A 19,852-nucleotide genomic window follows, 5' to 3' on the forward strand; every position below is an offset into this window, starting at 1 on the left:
TTCAGAAAAATTTTAGTTCAAATTAGATTTACTACTAAATTTAAAAGCTAAAAATGCAATAAAGTACCAATCTCACTTCGAACCTAATAAGCATGCTTCACACGGTAAGCTTTTTACTCGGAACAACTCAATAAGAATATAATGGTAAAAAGTGTTGTTTGCTTTTCATTCTATTCCTTTCAATTTATAAAAAATATATAATGTTCTCAATAGCTTTCTAATTATCTATTACATTCAATCAAGATCATTTAGTTTCAATAAAGAGAATAAAATGCAAGAACAAGCTTTACCCTCATCTCCTCAAGATTTGAATGAGGATCAAAATATTACGTCTCCACCAATTTCTCAATCAGGAATTTATCATTTTAAGTTTCATGGTAAAGCCTCAGAATATTTTGGAATCTGGATCGTTAATATTCTTTTAACTATTATTACTTTAAGCTTATATGCACCTTGGGCTAAAGTTCGTCGCTTACGCTATTTCTATGGCAATACAGAATTTTTTGAACGCCGCTTTGATTTCACAGGGATTCCAACCAAGATTTTGATTGGACGTTTAATTGCATTAGGGATTTACGCAGTATTTGCAATTTCATCACAGTATTCAATGATTGCAACTGTGGTTGGACTAGTTGCATTATATACAGCAATACCTTGGCTAATTCGCGCTACTTTGCGTTTTACGGCAAGAAATAGTAAGTTTGGTAACGCTCGTTTTTATTTTGGTGGAACGATAAAAGAATCTTATAAAGTCTTTCTTTTAAGTATATTGGTATATATTTTCACATTAGGAATCTTTACACCTGTAGCTATTTGGCTATATAAAAAATATTATCTAAACAACTTATATGCTGGACAATTAAATTTTAAATTAAACGCGAAATGGTCTGCATATATGGCTGCAGTTTATATACCAGTTTTTATCGCGATTGGTATAATTGCTATTTTTTCAATCATTTACTTTACTCTTGCAGGAACAATTTCTGGGTTCTCACCGAACGTTGTAGTCTTCGGAATAGTTATAGTATATGCATTTATTGGATTATTTATTTATCCATTAATTGCTGCACGTCTTTTTATTACGACATGGAACAATACGACAGTTGGAAACAGCCAATTTAAAACAGACTGTAATCAATGGCGTTTTGCATGGATTGTAGCTTCAAACTGGATTGTAAAAATCTTATCCATAGGTTTAATGTCTGCTTGGGCTGCAGTTCGTATTCACAAATATCAGATTGAATCGATGAGTTTAATTTTATTAGATGATCCAGATCAAATGATGAATCTCGCTCAGCAAGAACAAAGTGCTTTAGCTGAAGAAATCAGTGATATTTTTGATATTGACATCTCTCTATAATAATCTGAGTTTAATAATTTATGTCCCAACCAGTAGATATCATTTTCTATGATGGCATAGTGTCTAAACCTCACCGTGCTCAGATTTCAGCTCAATCTAAATCTGAAGTTCTCATTCGGTATGGTGATCAATTAGAACAACAGCGTCATTATCAATATACTGATATGAAATTGATTGGTGCGCTGGGACAGTTACACCCAGTGATTGAGTTATCTGATGATGCACGGATTGAATTTCATAGTGCATTACCAGGATGGTTTAATTACACAACTAAAAAGGTTCAACATTCGATCTGGAAACTTGAACGCTCTCCGAGTCTTATTCTTTTTAGTGTAATTTTTGTGGTTACTTTTGCGATCAGTCTAGTGAAATGGGGTGTTCCAGCCACATCCCATTATCTTGCTTTTCAATTACCTGAAAATACTTTAAAGAAACTAGGTGATGAAGCCGAGAATTATGTATTAAATAATTGGACTGCACCCAGTCAATTAGCACAAACTCAAAAAGACCAAATTACTAAGCAATATTTGAATATTATTGCTGAAAACAGACCAGCCAAATTAGTCTTCCGTAAAGGCGATCATTTAGGAGCAAATGCTGTAGCGCTACCTAATAATACGATTATCGTCACAGATGAACTGATCAAAATGGCACATACTAATCAGGAAATCTTAGGCGTATTAGCCCATGAACAAGGGCATTTGGTTTATCGCCATAGTTTGCAACAAGGGTTAACTAGTCTAGGCTTAAGTATATTATACATTGCAATGACAGGAGATAATTCAGACTTATTTACGTCATTACCTGCTGCTATGATTGGTGCAAATTACTCGCGTAAATTTGAGTCCGAAGCCGATCTATATGCTTTACAGCTGATGGATAGGAAGCATATAGAAGTCTCGCACTTCGCAAATTTCTTACAACGTTTAAGCGATACAACAGAAGAAGGTATCGATAAAAAAAATCAGTCCAACCCACCAACTTCTCAAGAAGAATCTTCAGCTAATAAACTATCTACAGCTGTGCTTGATACTTTATCCTCTCATCCAGCAACTGAAGAGCGTATTCGAATGGTTCATGATTTTGAGAAAAAACAACATGCTAAAGATTAAATAGTAGAAATGAAGATTCATTCCCAAGCCACTATGAAAGATAAAATTAAGCTGAAATCAAAATCTGCCTAACTCAATGCAAATTTTTATATGGGTTTCTAAGTACTAAAAATATTCACATAAAAAAGCCCCTGCTTTTAACAGGGGCTTTTCGAATTTGGTGGAAGCAGTGATGAAATCCTAATTCAAACTAAGTATTGATGACATGGCTTTGTGCAATTCATTGTCCGCCGATTCAATTTCTTTACTTTGCCAAGCAATATAGCCGTCTGGTCTGATCATTATGCAAGCATTTTCATCATTACCCCAAGAGCGAGAAAGTTCTCCATAAGAATCTTCGACATCTCTTTTTGGACCTACCTGTATAACTTTAATATCTAAGTTGAGCTGGTTATTAAGTTTGTCTACAGCGCACTTCCATTTATCACCCTGTAACCAACAGAACAGCGTAAACTTTCCATTTCCGATTAAGTCTAAGGTTGATATTTTTTTATGATTTTTGACTAACCATGTATGAGGGAGTTTATGACCAGGGGTAAATGAGGGATAATAATGAAGATCTTCATCTCTATTAGAATCTATTTTATTTTCAATATTATATTCTGCTCCAACAATTGCTGATGAATGATACCTTACGTTAGTTTCTACACCTAAAGCAGCAAACTCATAAGCTTTATATTCAATTGCAGATCTTAAATCACGGCGTTTAACAGCACCTTTTTCATGACTCTCACTTAAAGCATTAATGCTTTTTTGCATTGTCTCTGTACTGTACTTTCCATCTAACTCTAAAGCAGAAAATATGGTAGAGAACTCTCTAACACTTTGATTCGCTCGTTTAACAATTCGCTCACCAACGGGTGCTCTTTCTTCATTAAAACTGTCTAATAAACCACTACCCGCTTTGCCATTTAATACAAATGCTAATTTCCAACATAAGTTATAAGCGTCTTGTATAGATGAGTTTGAACCAAGTCCATTAGAAGGAGGATGACGATGAACAGCATCACCAATACAGAAAACTCGACCTTTCGAGTATTGCTCTGCATACATTTCATTTACTGTCCATAACGACTTACTACTTATATTTATTTCAATGTCGTTATCACCAATAAGCTGTTTGCAAATTGCAATCGCCTCATCATCGGTGAGAGCTGGTTCTTCTTTTTCAATGTCATACCCCCAAACAATCTGCCATTCATTCCAAGGTCTGACCATACGCAACAACCCTAACCCAATCCCACCAATGTTTGCTCCAGGTTGTATAATCCACCACAGGTAGCCAGGTCGATGCGAAACATATTTTGTTAAATCGGCTTTAAAAATAATACTGATACTGCCACTTTTCCCCATTTTACCTGCCATAGGTAAATCTAAATCTTTTACAACTTTGCTACTCGCCCCATCAGCTCCAATTAAATACTTACAACGGATTAAGTATGTTTGTTTAGTTAATCTATCTAAAACAGTGACTGTTACACCATCCTCGTCTTGTACATGAGATAAATATTCAGTATCAAATCTCGGATGGCTTCCTCGTGATGCTGCATTTGAAAGTAAAATAGGTTCAAATAGGTGTTGAGGAAGATCACACTGTTCACAGGGACTCGCTTTAGCATATTCTGACATTCTTTCTGGATGATTCATTCCATAAGGAAAGCGTCCAATTTCATCACCCGTTAAAGATGTGCAATAAACAACATCTCCCATAACTTCCTTAGGTGCTGCTTTTGCGATTACTTCATCAGATATCCCCAAATCTCGAACAATTTCCATAGTTCTTTGACTGATATAATGAGCACGCGGGCTGTTTGCCAGCCATCTATATTTAGTTATTATGACATTTCTAATTCCATAACTACTTAACATAAGTGCAGCAGAAGAACCAGCTGGACCACTTCCAACAATTAAAACATCAGTTTCTAACATTTTTATCCTATTACTTACATATTCTTGGTAGCTAAAAGTAGCTATTACATATATTTTTAAAAACCATCTTGAACATAATATTTTTCTAAAAAATCTTTTAGGCTAATTGCTGAAAAAGATTTCACAATATTAAGTATTAAATGAGCCAATAAAAGTTATAAATAAAGTCTCCAATTAAAACTATTTAAAGCTTAATCTTTTAAAAAAGTAAAAAATACATGATCTATATTTTAAAATAAATATAACATTTAGATTTTATGGGTGGCATTGGCAAACTCCTACACAATATATCTTTTGGGTGAGCTACCTTCTCCAGTTTAATTTCTAATTTTATAAACGGAATTTTTTATTTATTAAAAATCATATGAGCTATACTTTTAAAAATAAAATTATGAAGTAATCATTATTTCAATTGTACTTTATACAAACGAACACTCTCAACATCTCTAATAGGAATATGAGTTATGGAAAAACAAGAAATTATATCGATTGTAGATAGATATTTTTCTAATACGATTTCTAATCTAACGATTTTTCCAACACATAAGCTAAAAAATGATCCTACTGAAAATGAAAATTCTTTCTTCTTTCTACATGACTTTGGTACTTATGAATTAGAAGCTAAATTCAATTATTATGATAGTTTTCCACAGAAAATCGCTTTACTGATACATGGAGGCAGCTCTGATTTAAGTTCTTTAAGTCCTCTGGAAAACTTACTTAGAAGTAAAAATATCGGAACGCTTTCATTCAATTTAAGTGGCTTAAATAATACAAGTGAAACGAAATCATCTTTATCTCAGAACATACATGAAAGTATTGTTTTTTACAGCCTTCTAAAAAAAGTGAATATTGTCATTGGATATAGTTTAGGCGGTTATATTGCAATCCATTTAGCGAAAAAATTTCAAATTGATCAATTGATTCTATTATGCCCAGCGATATATTCAGATCAAGCAGTCAAAAAAATATATGGAAATGAATTTAAGGGTGAAATTTCCAAACCCTATAGCTTTTATTCATCATCGATTTGGCTTTTTTTAATGGAATATAAAAGAGAAATCACAATAGTTTATGGAGAATTGGATGGTATAAAAACAGATAATGGAAAGTCGAAAGGGTTTTATGAAATTAATGGTATTACGAAGTACTCTCCAATTCCCTATGAGATAGTACAAACCTTAAAAAAAATTTCCATGCGAAAAGTTAACTTTAATTTCATAGTTGAGAAAGATAAAGATCATTACCTCTTAAAAAATATCAAAAATTATAATATTTAAAAAATTGATTAGATGGGGCTGCAAAAATTCTCTTCTTGTTAAAAGTGAATAGATTGAATTTTGAAATCCTACTTATCTTGGGCTAAGTTATTATCATCGAAAAATAAAGCCCCTTAAACTTTCTAGATTAAGAGGCTTTTAAAATTCATTTAAATAAGAAATAACTTTAATTTGTAGGAACTAATTCAAAATCTGAAACAATACTGCAAAGAGTAGAATATTTGCGATAACTATCGCCCAACCACCATATAGCATGTATTTCAGTTGACTTGAACGTGCTAAGCCCATTTGACCAAACATATCAGAAGATGGGAAAGGACCAAACCAGTCTACTTGGGAACTTGATAATAAAACTGCTGTAACCGCAACAGGTGGAACGCCATTTGCCAGTAAAATGGGTCCAAAAATTTTATTGGTAAAAGTCATTTGTGCAACAGCTGCCCCTGGTATATGCCCCACGATATTAAATAAGAAAATACCAAAACACAGCATAGCAGGACTTAAGTCGACCAAATACGGTGTCGCATTATCTAACAGTGTTTGGTACGCATTGAGTTTTTCAACAAGAACTAAAATTGGATTGTATAACCAATAAAGAATAAACATCCAAACTAATTTACCGCATCCCTCATAAAGTGCTTCCAAAATTTGTTTAGGGCTAAAACCCGCAACTAACCCAGTTAATGTGGCAACAGTGAGCATCACAATAATTGCAAAACTAAAACCGGCTTTAAAAATAATTCCAAGAATTGCCATCACGATAATTGTGCCAATAAATACAATCGCTGCGCGTTTACTTCTTTTCAATTCAGAGGCACTTTCTATTTTTTCAGAAGGTTCTAAGAAATTTTCATTGTAGGTATATTTTCCAAAAGTCCACTTCTGGATATAGCCAGACATGAACCAACCTGTAAGAAGTGTGACAACACTCATAGGGATGGCACAAGCACTTAAGTATTGCGGGTAAGTTAAGCCACCCAACTCCAAAATAGTCACAGTACTTGGTGTAAAAGGTCCTATAAAAAGACCGACAGAACCAGCTGTCATCAAAAGTAATGCAACGGTGGGCGGCGTTAAACCAACAGCTGCGGCAATTGGAATAATGACAGCAACAATAATGGCATTACCTCCTGCCATAGTGCCCAATGAACCACAAATAACAACTGATGAAATCATGATGCCAAGTTTGACGCGAGGAATACTTGAAAGCCCCACTTTATTGACAATAAATTTGACCAATTCTTTCGCTGCACCTGTTCGGTTAGCGACTTCACCGACCCCAGCACCTAACATAATAATAAGACCTACAGTCGCAATAAATGAGCCCGTAGACTTGGCAAGAATTCCACCTAATTCAAATACACTGGTGGATGTCATTATCACGCTAATGACAATAGCTATAATAACTGCAAGAACTATATCGAGACCAATAACAGTTAAGAGCGCCAAGGCAAAAATGGGCAATAATCCAATTAAACCGACCTCCTCTATTGGTAGGCCTTTTGCATAAAATGCTAAAGCAAAGCTAAAAATAATAATGACGATAAGGGCAATATTTTTAGGTGTCCTTATATTAGGTATTGTTATAGAAGATTGCTCAACTGACATATGTATCACTCCTTGATCATTGGGCATTGAATTTCTCACCAATTTACAAGGGTTCATTGACATTAAATAATGAATTCTAATAGATTACCTATAACTATTAGTTATGTTCTCATTTATGAATCTTAGACACCTAGAAATATTCTATTTAGTCATGCTTTTTGGTTCACTTACAGAGGCAGCATCATCGTTATGCATTTCACAGCCTGCGGCAAGTAAATTACTAAAACATGCAGAACAACGGCTTGGTTTTGCTCTATTTAAACGGGTCAAAGGGAAATTACAGCCCACTAAAGAAGCCTATGTTTTATTTGATGAAATTAAGCCAATTTATGAAAAAATAAATGAATTAAATAAGTTAACGGATAATTTAGCAAGAAATACTCAAGGTCAAATCACACTCGGATGTTTACCCAGTTTAGGTTTGAGTCTCATCCCCAAGTTAACTGCAAAATTTCTAAAAAAATACCCGGATGTTTTTGTCAATATTGGTACAGATCATACTCAAGCATTAGAGCAAAAATTATTAAGACGTGAAATTGATATTGCGGTAACATTCCAGCCCCATACTCAGCATGGCATTATTGCCACGCCTGTGCTGGAAATTCCTCTGGTTTATATTGATTCTCAGCCTATTGATTCAAATAAAGATATTCATTCAATTGATGAAAACAGGTGGATTCAACCCTACTCAGATTCCCTCATGCAAGTTGTAAAAAAGTACAGAACATTTAATAAAAGTATTGTGAATGTACAAACCTATTATATGGCGAGCGAACTGGTACGCGAAGGCTTAGGATGTAGCATTACAGATATTTATACTGCTGCACACTCCTTACCAAATCATATGATTCACGAAATAAAACCAAGTTTGTTTACCACAATTTATATTTTAAAAAATGCCAATGTCAGTACGACCAAAGCGACAGAAGATTTTATTGAATTGATTAAGAGAGAAGTTGCTTTCATGACGCCATCTATTAACCAAAAGTTATGAGTACTATGTAAAAACTCATTTGTTTAACCTTTTATCTTCTTCTTTAATACAAATGAGCTTTGGAAATATAGCATGGAAGAATGAAAAAACATGTCGTTGTCATAGGTGGTGGGGTCATTGGTTTAAGTACAGCCTATGCACTTATTCAAGCAGGTCATAAAGTTACAATAGTGGAAGCGAATGACCAGATTGGTTGCCAGACAAGTTTTGCAAATGGTGGTCAACTCAGTTATCGCTATGTTGCACCTTTAGCAGATGCAGGCGTGCCATTTCAGGCGCTGCAATGGTTAGGAAAAGCCCATTCGCCTTTAAACTTTAAATTGAATTGCTCACCTTTCCAATGGTCTTGGTTATTCCAGTTCCTCATGGCATGTAATCGCAAAGACAACATTGTGAATGGAAATCATATTTTACGGTTATCCCTATATAGTCAAAGTATTATGTCTAAATGGCGTGATGAAATTGATAATTTTGACTGGGTAAAATCGGGAAAAATGATTATTCATCGTGATGAAAAAACTTTTAAAAAAGCAATCTCTGGGATAGATCCAATTGTACAAAAGGTACTGTCACCACAAGAAACAGTTCAACTTGAACCTGCATTGAAAGGTATTGAATCTACTTTAGTAGGTTCAATTTATACACCTGATGATGAAACAGCAGATTGCTACAAATTTTGTTTAGCGTTGTATAAAACACTAGAAAAGAGTAATAAATTCAGTTGCTTGTACACCCATGAAGTGACAGATTTTTTTGTGGAAAATAATAAAATTACTGCAATTGAAACAAATCAAGGGCGCATAGAAGCAGATGAATTTGTCGTTGCTGCTGGTAATGGCAGTACCGCAATTTTTAATATGGTGGGTATTTCAGTCCCAGTTTATCCATTAAAAGGATATAGCTTAACTTTACCATTTCCAGAAAAAGCCAATATTGTACCCAATATGAGTGTGACCGATTATGCAAATAAGATTGTATATGCAAAATTGGGAAATCAACTTCGTATTGCCGCAATGGTCGATATTGGCTATCAAGATATCTACATCCGAAAAGAACGTATAAATGCATTGAAAGATACGGTACGAAAAACATTTCCCGATTTATTAGGTGTAAATACTGCACAAGAATGGAGTGGTTTACGTCCATCCACTCCTACAGGTTTACCCATTTTGGGTCGCACGAAATATTTAAATTTATGGGCAAATATTGGCCAAGGTAGTTTAGGTTTCACATTGGCTGCTGGTTGTGCCATGGTCATTAGTCAATTAATTAGCCAAGCAACCTCGCCAATTATATTAAATGGTTTATCTCTGGAGAAATAAAATGAGTCATGATATTCAACGTATTGATACGAATGCACGTTTATCAGGTTGTGTCCTTCATAACGGTTTAGTCTATGTTTCTGGTCAAGTTCCAACAACTTTAGATGCTGATGCCAAGCAACAAACTTTAGAAGTTCTAGCAAAAATTGATGCATTACTGGAGCAAGCCGGTAGTGATAAAAGCCGTATTTTGACTGCACAAATCTGGATTAAAAATATTGCCGAAGATTTCGCAATATTCAATGAATGTTGGGAAGCATGGTTACCAGAGGGCACAGCGCCAGCGCGTGCAGCACTTCAAGCAGATTTAGCTCGTCCGCAAGTATTAGTAGAAGTAATGGTTACGGCGAGTGTCAAATGATATTTGCTTTAAATAAAGCCTCTGCTTTCACACGGGCTTTTCGAACTTGGTGGAAGCAGTGAGATTCGAACTCACTAAAATACTTTCCAATAGATTCTATAAAAGTTTACTTGATTATTTATCAATCAATTAAATCTCAATAGAATCTTTTAGATTTTACTATTTGTGCCAAATTTTCTGTCAAAGAAAAGCCTGTATTTCTCCATATCATAATTTATTTATAGAGACTCAGGCCTGCTTTAGACTTTTAATTCTCATTTTAAATCTATGTTTAAAATGGCAGAACATAAAGATTTACCATGGGCATCCAACGACAATGAACGAGTAACACCTCCTTTTAAGACTCCCCGAATCACAAAATTTAAAGCTCCAATTCTAGGAAGTTCATATCGCTCAATACTGAACTCATCTACCAAAAAATGTTGTAAGGCTGGTTGTAATTGTTTAGCAATTAGATCGGTAGTTAAAATTGCACATAAATCATCATAATTCTGTGCATCATATGCAATAACTGAAATATTGGAACTGTCGCCTTTATCTCCAGTACGGCTGTGTGCAATTTCATATAATTTCATATTTTTCATCCCATAATAACTTGAACTTGAACTCGATCACGAGATAAAAAAGTTGATGTAACAGCCAGTACCTCTTTTACACTTTTTACTGCACCGCCGCCGCCATAAGGTCCATTGGTATATAAAGATTCAACTTCATTAGCCACAGCCACTGCATCATGTTTTTGCTGGCAGCGTGCGGCTACGCGTAATCGTACTTCCCAAGGATTTTGTATTTCTTGAGGAGAACAGTCACCAAACAAAGAATCTACACCTATCATATCCGCTCGAATTTCATCGAACTTAACATTAGTTTGTTTTAAACGGCTAAGGACAATATCTCTAGCAAGTTTTGTTCGTGCTTTAGCATTTGGTCCACCATAAGAGATTTGTCCCTCACCAATAAAACCATCAAAAAAACCCACCGTAACTTTAAGATTTTGAGGTTTTTCATAACCCGTCCCACCATAAACAGCAACTTGATCTGGTCCAATTTGTTCAAAATAGACATTAGAAAAATCAGCTGTTACATCAGGAGTCTTATAAGCATTAGGTTGATGAATTTCATATAACAGCTGCTCTTTACATGTGGCTTCACTCACTAAACCACCAGAACCTTCAACTTTGGTTATTACAGCTTGTCCTTGACTATCAACTTCAGCAATCGGAAAACCTAAACGGTCTAGGTTTGGCACATCCTTAACTCCAGGATCTGCAAAATATCCACCTGTGACTTGCCCTGCACATTCAAGTAAATGACCAATTAATGTGCCTTTCCCTAATTTATCCCAATCAGTATTTGACCAATGAAACTCATGGATTAACGGCGCAAGAAATAAGGATGGATCGGCTACTCGCCCAGTAATAATAATATCTGCATCTTGTGCAAGTGCTTCTAAAATTCCATCAACTCCTAAATAAGCATTTGCCGAAACTATCTGTGAAGACAATTGCCCAGCACTTAGACCATTATCAAGAATCAGAGATTGATCATTGAGCTCAGTCAATACATCATCACCTATTACAGCTGCAACCTTGATACCAGCAACATTAAGCTCTGTTAATATTTCCCGAATTTTTTGGATTGCAGCGACAGGGTTTGCTGCTCCCATATTACTAATGATCTTAAATCTAGTTTTACCTTTTTTGTCTTGAATAAATGGCAATACACCACGGAAACGTTTTTCCAATAAAACATCATAACCATCATTTGGATTTTTAAGTTTAGCTTGATTAGCTAAGGCAATCGTTCTTTCAGCCAAACATTCAAATACCAGATAATCCAGGTTACCTTTTTCGGCTAATTCAATAGCAGGCTCAACTCGATCTCCTGCATAACCTGCACCACTACCTATACGAATTTTATTTAGAGTATTCATAATATTACGCCTTTAAAATGGAAATACGCCAAATACAGCCGCAGCAATTGTCATAATTACAGAAGCTGCAAATAAATATGGAATCGTATATTTTTGATGATCTGCCAAATCTAACTTACATAACCCAACAATAAGAAATGTTGCTGGTGTTAATGGACTCACTGGAAATCCTGTAGTCATTTGACCCAAAATTGCGGCCTGTGCAACTTGTACGGGTTCAATACCAAATGCACTTGCGGTATGCGCAATAACTGGCAATACTCCAAAATAAAAAGAGTCAGGATCAAATAATAAAGACAGTGGCATTGCCACAATGCCTAAAGCAAATGGAATATGCTGCCCAGCACTTGGTGGAATAAAATTTACTGCATGTTGGGACATTTCTTTCAACATGCCCGTTCCTGTCATCACACCTGTAAACACGCCGGCTGCCAATAAAATGCTTACCATGCTTAAGGCAGCCTTTGCATGTGCATCAATACGTTGTCGCTGCTCATTGATATCAGGGTAATTAATGAGCAAAGCAGCAACTACACCAACCATAAACATTACGACTGGATCAATTTTGCCGCTGATCATTACTCCTAAAACAAAAATTGTAATGAGAACATTCGGCCAAAAACGATGTGGACGACGCAAAGCCTGACTTTGTTCATCAATGTCATATGTTAAGAAATCAGAATCACCGGAAAGATTTTTTAATCCAAGACGTTTTTCTTCTTTTTTTCCTAATAGATAAGCTACAGTAAATGTAAAGATCAAACCTATTATCTGGACCCAGATTAAAGGTGTAAAAATTTCTGTAACTGGAATATTTAAGGAGGCAGAAGCACGAATGACTGGCCCAGTCCAAGGTAAAAAATTAACCCCACAAGCCAAAGATGCTACACAGGCTAACACCCGTCGATCCATTCCCAACTTATCATACAACGGCAGCATTGCAGGAATCGTAATAAGAAATGCCACCGCCCCTGAACCATCTAAATGAATAATTAAAGCGAGAAGCGCAGTTCCCACAGTAATTCTCGCTGGCTTTAAACCAACAGTTTTCAATATACGGTTAATAATTGGGTCAAGCATTCCAGCATCAGTCATGATGCCAAAAAATAAAATAGCAAAGACAAACATCCCTGCCATTGGGGCAATATTTTTAATTCCTGAAATAATAAATTTACTGGTTTCTAATCCAAAGCCACCAAGCAGTGAAGCTATGATTGGAATGGTAATTAATGCAATTAATGGTGATAACTTTTTTGTCAAAATACTGACAAATAATAGAATAATCGTGATTAATCCTAATCCTGCTAACATAATATTCCCTTTTATTAGCTCCTATTTTCACTTTTATCCTATGTGTTTTTATACTTTCACTGAATCAATATTATTCAAATTTAGTATTCGATTTTTCTGAATATAGAATAGAAAAGTATCTTAGAACCATGATTTTTTCTGAGATATGAGCGTTAAATTGAAGAAAATTTAACTTTAAAAAATAAATAATGTATCTTTGAGCTTTCGCAAGCCTATTAATTTAAAATTTCTGAACAATGGAATGTAGTCATGAAACAAGGATTAAGGCACATTAGAGCATTTCTCACTGTCGCTGAACTCAAAAATTTTGCACGAGCTGCTAATCGTTTATGCATATCGCCTTCAACGCTTACTCTACAAATTCAGCAACTAGAAGATGAACTTCATTTAAAGTTATTTGATAGAACTCGTCATAGCGTCAAAATTACCCCAGAGGGACAACAAATGATCATTCCTCTGAAAACAGTATTATTAGAATATGAGCATGCACTGGAACTCAGTCAAAATATTTCCGAACATGTATTGGGAACAATTAATATTGCTGTTCTACCGACTATTGCGAGTTCACTCCTACCACACTGGATTCAAGAGTTTAAAAAAGAATTCCCTTTAGTCAAAATTGTTGTACATGATTTGAATGCAAATGAAATTCATGGGGCTGTCAAATCTGCTGTAGCTGATATTGGTATTGGTACTATTGAGACTGTTGATCCTCACTTGGCTTTTTATCGCTTATTTGATGATGAACTCTTAGTCTTTTTTACCGAGGGCCATGATCTACAATTCAAAGAACAAATCTATTTTAGGGATGTCATATCGTTTCCTCAAATTATTACTATGCCTGGAAGTAGCGTGTATAAGACGTTTAATCGTGCTCTTGAAAATATTAATTTATCAATTGAAAATATTGATGTCGCATGTGAAGTCAGATATTTAACTACTGCTATAGGGCTCGTTAGTTCCCATATTGGCATCGCTGTTTTACCCGAATCTACTCCACTATCACTATATGAGAATAAAGTAATTAAACGAAAAATTATTGATTTTCCTTTTAGTCGAACGATTAATTTGATTAAACTCAAATCTACACATCAATCTCTTATTACTGAAAAATTTATGAGAATTGTTCTAAATAATTTTCAAAATATGAGCTAAATTGATTAACCCTTATTAAAATTTTACTTATTTCTAGCTCCGTTCTCGCTCGGTTGTAGTTAAAAAAACTCTATCGCCCCATTTAAATGTAAATAAAAATCGAGTTAAAGTTTAAAGCGTTTTATACATTAAAATAAGATCAGATCCATTAAAGCTTTTATTTCCTAAGTCATAATTTTATTTTCCTTATTCTCCTAGATTCCTGTTGAACAATAGCTTTATGCAGGCTTATTGCATTTTGGTACATTCGAATTCACTGAAAATCAAAGATTGGTAAGCTAAAAGTAAATTTGTTGTTTTTTATGTTTATAGAAGAGATTGTTAAAACCTTGAATAGAGCCAAAATTTTGACAAAGAAAAAGGGAATCAAACTATTCGTTTGATTCCCTTTAAGATATTTGGCGGAAGCGGTGTCCGTCTAACATCTGTCTTATACTGTCCAACAAAATACAAAATAATTATATAGTTCATCAAGTTAAAATAAAAGCAATCCAACACCATCTTGCACAATCTAGCTCTTTCCAATATTCTTTGTGGGGTAAGTTGTGGGGTAAAAAGTTATATGCCAAAAAAATCCAAAGAGCTTTCAGCACTCAGTGTATCGAGAATTAAAGCGACTGGGCGACATTCTGTAGGGGGTGTTGATGGTCTATGTTTGAATGTAGAAGGTAATTCTCGTGTATGGATTTTACGTGCTGTTGTAGGCAAACGCTTAGATAAAGATGGGAAACTAAAGCCTCATCGCCGTGATATTGGTCTTGGCCCCTACCCTGAAGTTTCTTTAGCTGAAGCACGAGCGAAAGCGACTGAATTAAGATTGCAAATCCGAAACGGGATTGATCCTATCCGACATAAACAGGAACAACGCGAGGCTTTACTTCTTCAACAACATCGCGAGAAGACTTTCCGTGAATGCGCCAAGATTGTAATTGAAAAGAAAACACTAGAACTTAAAAATGAAAAACATATTGCACAATGGTCATCTAGTTTAGAAACCTATATCTACCCGGTCTTAGGTGATCGCGTGATTGGATCTATTACCAAAGCAGATATTGTTACAGCACTTGAACCAATCTGGATCGGAATACATGAAACGGCAAAACGGGTTCGTGGTCGAATAGAAACTATTTTCGATTATGCTAAGGCTATGGAATATTTTGTTGGAGATAATCCAGCCGCATGGAAAGGCAACCTTGAACCCATTCTTGGTAATTTAAAACAAGAATCACGTCCGCATCCCTCTTTACCTTATGAACAGGTAGCTGAATTTATCCAGCATTTAAGACAGAAAAAAGGTATTTCTTCTAAAGCATTAGAATTTGCAATTTTAACTGCTTGTCGTTCAGGTGAAGTATTTGGGGCTTTATGGAAAGAAATCGATTTTAAAAATAAGATCTGGATTATTCCAAAAGAACGAATGAAAGCGGATAAAGAACATCGAGTTCCTTTATCACAAGTGGCCATTAGATTACTTGAAAAACTTTATCAAGAAACCCATCCTCAACCAGATGACTTTATTTTTCCTACACCACGTAGTGGTGAAATGCTTTCTGATATGTCCTTGACTGCACTGATCAAGCGCATGCATGAGCAGAAGTTTAAAGAAGATGGTATTGGCTATATTGATCCTAAGCAAAATCGAGTGATCACAACACATGGTTTCCGTTCAACTTTCCGTGATTGGTCAGCAGATAAAACAGATTACCCTCGTGAAGTCTGTGAACATGTATTAGCTCATAAACTGCCAGATGAAGTGGAGGCAGCTTATTTACGTGGAGCTTACCTAGAAAAACGTAAAGGATTAATGGAGGAGTGGGCTAAATTTTGTAATCTACATGCAGAAAAAAATTGTATAAATATAAATGCTTCTACCATTTAAGGTAGAAGCATTTATAAGCAAAAATCAATCATTTTCAGCTAAACATTTATAAAAACAGAATTTGATAAGATACTCAAATGTTAAATTTCTCAATTTCAACTCTATTTTTTAGAAATTTTTCATATTCATCATTAACTGAATTCAATAAATTTTGACATGAAATAGGTGCATCACCTATACCTACAAAATGATGTAATTTGTATGCATTATCCTTTCCATTTACACAAATTGGAAATGACACTGCATTATTAAATAATAACCAGAGAGTTCTAGTTACACCATCATTAAAAAATATCCTCTCTTTACCATACACCTTTGTGATTGTTACTTTGGCTAGTGGAACTACACAACCCACTTTTTCCAATATATTCGCTGCTTTATAAAATTTTTCATCTAAATGCATTTCCTCCTTAATTAGACAATTAGTTGATCTATTACGCTTACTAACTACCGTGTCTTCTAACCATTTTTTATAAAATAGAAATGAATCAACATGAACAATATAGTTGTCTTTTTTAGAATTAACATTTACGCCATAAAGTGTGTAAAAGACACTAATTTTATTTTTCTCTGTCTCTATATCCCAATAAGCAACCCCATCTCTTATACCCTTATAGAAACTAACAGATGGTACAATATGCGTACGCGCTTGTCTTGAAAGTCTAAATAATTCACGTAACCGTTTATATTCTTTAATAAAAACTGAAAATGATATAATTTTTCTCCCCTGAAACTCTTGGCTATGATTTAGTCTACTATTAAAAATTTAATTTATATTCCTCACTTTTTTGTAAATCAACAAAGAAGTAAAAAAACATAGCTTAATCAAGTGTGCTAATTACATATATAAAAAGCAGAATATACTGTCTGGGATAAAGATTTCCTAAAATAGACTACACTCCTAATCTTAAACTTTTTACAAGGTTGAAAGAGTATTAATTGCTTCTATTCAACTAAAGGAAAGTTCAATGTTCCCAATGGATCACTAAAAGCTTTTTCACCTAAACCAGTAAAAATATCATGTAGAACTTCACTCATGGATGATCTTGTAATATCACGAGGTCTGCTATAACGCTTAACCTCCCATTTTTCATTACGAGCTCGATCCGCCTTTTGTTGACACCGTAAAATCATAACGTTAGCTGCCTGCGCAGTACTTACAGGAAGCTTTTGTTTATAATCAGAAGCAGCTTGAGCAGAAAGATAGCTTAAGTAATAACACTGACTCACTGAAAAATCGACTAATAACCCGTCAAAAAGCAACTTTGTCTTTTCAGGGTCTGGTTCTGGGAAGTTTCGTTCATCAGCTAAATAATTAAAATAAGCAATACATTCTTCAACCGCTAATTCTTTAGCTAAATTATAAACTTGCTCATACCAGCAGTGAGGCCAATCTTTAGAACGTGCAATTTGTTCAATTTTCTTTGCAAGATATAATATATCATTAGAGATGCGCCATCTCATTTTCCCTAAATAATAGCTAACTACTTCTCCATCCTCCACAATAAATGCTGAAGATGGTGAACTATGATCTAGGGCTATATATTGATTATTTAAAAGACTAAATAATAGCTTTCGATGATATAATGTTGGAGTAAAAGGTTGAATACCTTTATCTAAGCTATCCAATACAAATGTTTTACTAATTGATGGAGACACTCGTAATAACATCAATAGTGCTAAAGCATCATTTAATTCTATTTTATCTATCTCAGGACAAATACTTACAATACTACTCCATTTCAATAATGTACGCTCGACTGCCGCAGCACGTATTGCTTCAGGACTTGGTTTAAGTGCATCTTTTGCTTTAGATAAAATACTTTCAAGTTTAGTGAGTTGTTCAGGAGAAAAATCAGTTTCTTCTGAATTTTCAATAATATGAGCAATTTCATTGACCTTTTCAGCATCAGGATAATTGGTATATAGTAATAAAAGATTAAATAATGCTGAAAAATGTAATTTTTCTGCTTCTAAAACATTCCAATACAATCTAATTGCCGTTAATTTATCGCCTGTTCTTTGCTCACCTAATGCGTGATCAAACCAACTTGATTGGCATGAGTCAATACTAGCAACAGCCCTAGCTAGCTTCAAAAATAAGTCATTCATTTCTCGATCAAGTAACTGTTGTCGCAATCCTATTGAAAATATTTCATGTACTCCCACAAATTGATTAACACTTTCTAAAGCTATAAGCATACCTTTAGCAAAATCAGTAATATTTTTCTTATTAAACTTTTCTACATCTTCTAACGGCGAATTTGATAATAAACTGGAACCATGTAAATCAAATAAATATAAACTTGAACGTGTCCATGCTTCACCTATAAGGCGCCAAGGAATCGGCTCCGCTTCCATATAACAGTCTGTAACTAATATGCTATCAAGTGCTGGATGCTGTACTAAATTTGCTGCTTTTAAAATACGGTCAACCTTTTGATCTGAGTCAAAACCAGAAAGCCGTTCTCGAAGAACAAAAAACCAAAGTATTAATCCTAACTTTTTATCAGAGAGAGCTTGCTTTAACAACTCCTCGTTATATTCAAAATAGATTGGCTCTAAAGCAATTAGCTCTCCATCAGTAAACCAGAATGGTCCAAGCAATTCAGAACTTTCTGCTATCTCTTGAATATTCTCAGGTGTCACATTCATTACATCAAAGAATTTTTCTACCGTATGTTTAATTGCATTAATATCTTTAGAGCGAAGATTAATATCAATTAAATAAAGAAAAGCTTGGCTAACCAATTGATTAGAATAATTTTCTGTATACGATTTTCGAAGTAATATAGTCTCTAGAATATGCACTGCTTCTTCAATACTTCCCTGTAAATAGAGTATCCAAGCCGTAGTAATTTTAATAATTATAAGTACATCAATATTATTATCTGTAGATGTAATGTTTGTTTCTAAAGTTCTTAAAGTCTTCAAGGCTAAATCATAATCACAAACAGATATAGCTAATTCTACTATCAACCAAAGATAACTATCTCCCGCATATTCTTCATTATAAGTAAATCCCTCTTGCAAACAAATCAAAGCATCATGATCACTCATTAATAAATGTTTACGCTGCTTTGCGACATACTTTCTAAAATAAAAACTATCTGGAATTTTCTTCACCATATTAGAGGCTAATTTAGCTTTTATTATTTCATCATTTCTTGTAAACCAAAGATCGCATCTTGCATAAACAGCAAAACGAGGAACTGTATCAGAAGCAATTACTTGGTCTAATAATTTTTGAGCTTTAAGACGTACTTCTTCAGTAATACTATAACTTCTATTCCAACCTTCCATTAAACCAATAGCTAGAATAGTTTTCGCCAATTCTGAAAGCTCATCTATCGGATAATGCTCAAGCGTATTTACGAGGTCAGACCAACATTCAAGATGGTATAAACACCATGCATATTTTTCAGCTATATTTATATTAAAATCAGAAATATTACTATATTGCTCAACAGCTTTCTGGAACTCCTTTTTTAATAAAAGTAGATCCCCTTCACGTTCAATACTAGAATTAAAATATTCTTCTGCTGACAAATCATATTCTGAATATGACAATAATTCTTTTAATGATTTAACCATGTGTCTTCCAAAAA

General features: G+C 34.4%; 15 protein-coding genes. 8 read left to right on the forward strand and 7 right to left on the reverse strand.

Annotated features, from left to right (window positions below):
* Positions 1–271 precede the first annotated feature (271 nt).
* Positions 272–1,360, forward strand: coding sequence for a YjgN family protein (locus OD757_RS06820; protein ID WP_263031322.1), 1,089 nt, complete (start codon positions 272–274; stop codon positions 1,358–1,360).
* 20 nt (positions 1,361–1,380) lie between these two features.
* Positions 1,381–2,472: a M48 family metallopeptidase gene (locus OD757_RS06825; RefSeq protein ID WP_263031323.1), complete on the forward strand. Its 1,092-nt coding sequence runs from the start codon at positions 1,381–1,383 to the stop codon at positions 2,470–2,472.
* Positions 2,473–2,652: 180 nt separating this feature from the next.
* Here OD757_RS06825 and OD757_RS06830 read toward each other — a convergent pair whose 3' ends face one another.
* Positions 2,653–4,401: an FAD-dependent oxidoreductase gene (locus OD757_RS06830; protein WP_263031324.1), complete on the reverse strand. Its 1,749-nt coding sequence runs from the start codon at positions 4,399–4,401 to the stop codon at positions 2,653–2,655.
* 464 nt (positions 4,402–4,865) lie between these two features.
* Between OD757_RS06830 and OD757_RS06835 the strand changes: the two genes are divergently transcribed.
* Complete coding sequence (locus OD757_RS06835; RefSeq protein ID WP_263031325.1) at positions 4,866–5,681, forward strand: YqiA/YcfP family alpha/beta fold hydrolase; 816 nt, start codon at positions 4,866–4,868, stop codon at positions 5,679–5,681.
* Positions 5,682–5,861: 180 nt separating this feature from the next.
* Here OD757_RS06835 and OD757_RS06840 read toward each other — a convergent pair whose 3' ends face one another.
* A complete protein-coding gene (locus tag OD757_RS06840) occupies positions 5,862–7,289 on the reverse strand; it encodes a gluconate:proton symporter (protein ID WP_263031326.1) in 1,428 nt (475 codons plus the stop codon).
* A 115-nt stretch (positions 7,290–7,404) separates the two neighbouring features.
* Between OD757_RS06840 and OD757_RS06845 the strand changes: the two genes are divergently transcribed.
* From OD757_RS06845 to OD757_RS06855, 3 genes are all read left to right on the forward strand, one after another.
* Positions 7,405–8,283, forward strand: coding sequence for a LysR family transcriptional regulator (locus tag OD757_RS06845; RefSeq protein ID WP_263031327.1), 879 nt, complete (start codon positions 7,405–7,407; stop codon positions 8,281–8,283).
* 80 nt (positions 8,284–8,363) lie between these two features.
* Positions 8,364–9,605 carry a D-amino acid dehydrogenase gene (locus OD757_RS06850; protein ID WP_263031328.1) on the forward strand — a complete coding sequence of 414 codons (1,242 nt, stop codon included), beginning with the start codon at positions 8,364–8,366 and terminating at the stop codon, positions 9,603–9,605.
* Between the two features lies 1 nt (position 9,606).
* Complete coding sequence (locus OD757_RS06855; protein ID WP_263031329.1) at positions 9,607–9,966, forward strand: RidA family protein; 360 nt, start codon at positions 9,607–9,609, stop codon at positions 9,964–9,966.
* 254 nt (positions 9,967–10,220) lie between these two features.
* Here the strand turns inward: OD757_RS06855 and OD757_RS06860 are convergent, their stop codons facing one another.
* Genes OD757_RS06860 through OD757_RS06870 form a run of 3 tightly spaced genes read right to left on the reverse strand, consistent with a single transcriptional unit; the run spans position 10,221 to position 13,210 of the window.
* Complete coding sequence (locus OD757_RS06860) at positions 10,221–10,541, reverse strand: hypothetical protein (RefSeq protein WP_263031330.1); 321 nt, start codon at positions 10,539–10,541, stop codon at positions 10,221–10,223.
* Positions 10,542–10,546: 5 nt separating this feature from the next.
* On the reverse strand, positions 10,547–11,899 hold the full coding sequence (locus OD757_RS06865; protein WP_263031331.1) for an acyclic terpene utilization AtuA family protein: 1,353 nt from the start codon (positions 11,897–11,899) through the stop codon (positions 10,547–10,549).
* A gap of 12 nt (positions 11,900–11,911) precedes the next feature.
* Positions 11,912–13,210, reverse strand: coding sequence for a CitMHS family transporter (locus tag OD757_RS06870; protein ID WP_148746009.1), 1,299 nt, complete (start codon positions 13,208–13,210; stop codon positions 11,912–11,914).
* A gap of 249 nt (positions 13,211–13,459) precedes the next feature.
* On the opposite strand from OD757_RS06870, the gene OD757_RS06875 reads away from it, so the two are divergent.
* The gene (locus tag OD757_RS06875) at positions 13,460–14,365 is read left to right on the forward strand and encodes a LysR family transcriptional regulator (protein ID WP_263031332.1); all 906 of its coding nucleotides are present in this window, start codon (positions 13,460–13,462) and stop codon (positions 14,363–14,365) included.
* Positions 14,366–14,927: 562 nt separating this feature from the next.
* On the forward strand, positions 14,928–16,244 hold the full coding sequence (locus tag OD757_RS06880) for a tyrosine-type recombinase/integrase (RefSeq protein ID WP_263031333.1): 1,317 nt from the start codon (positions 14,928–14,930) through the stop codon (positions 16,242–16,244).
* A gap of 73 nt (positions 16,245–16,317) precedes the next feature.
* On the opposite strand, the gene OD757_RS18300 is transcribed toward OD757_RS06880, so the two are convergent.
* Positions 16,318–17,010, reverse strand: a complete 693-nt coding sequence (locus OD757_RS18300) for a plasmid fertility inhibition factor family protein (RefSeq protein ID WP_411267182.1) — start codon at positions 17,008–17,010, stop codon at positions 16,318–16,320.
* Between the two features lie 179 nt (positions 17,011–17,189).
* Entirely contained in the window at positions 17,190–19,838 is a 2,649-nt protein-coding gene (locus tag OD757_RS06890; RefSeq protein WP_263031335.1) for a hypothetical protein, read from the reverse strand.
* Positions 19,839–19,852: the final 14 nt, after the last annotated feature.

Source organism: Acinetobacter sp. AYS6 (assembly GCF_025630795.1).
Lineage (GTDB): Bacteria > Pseudomonadota > Gammaproteobacteria > Pseudomonadales > Moraxellaceae > Acinetobacter.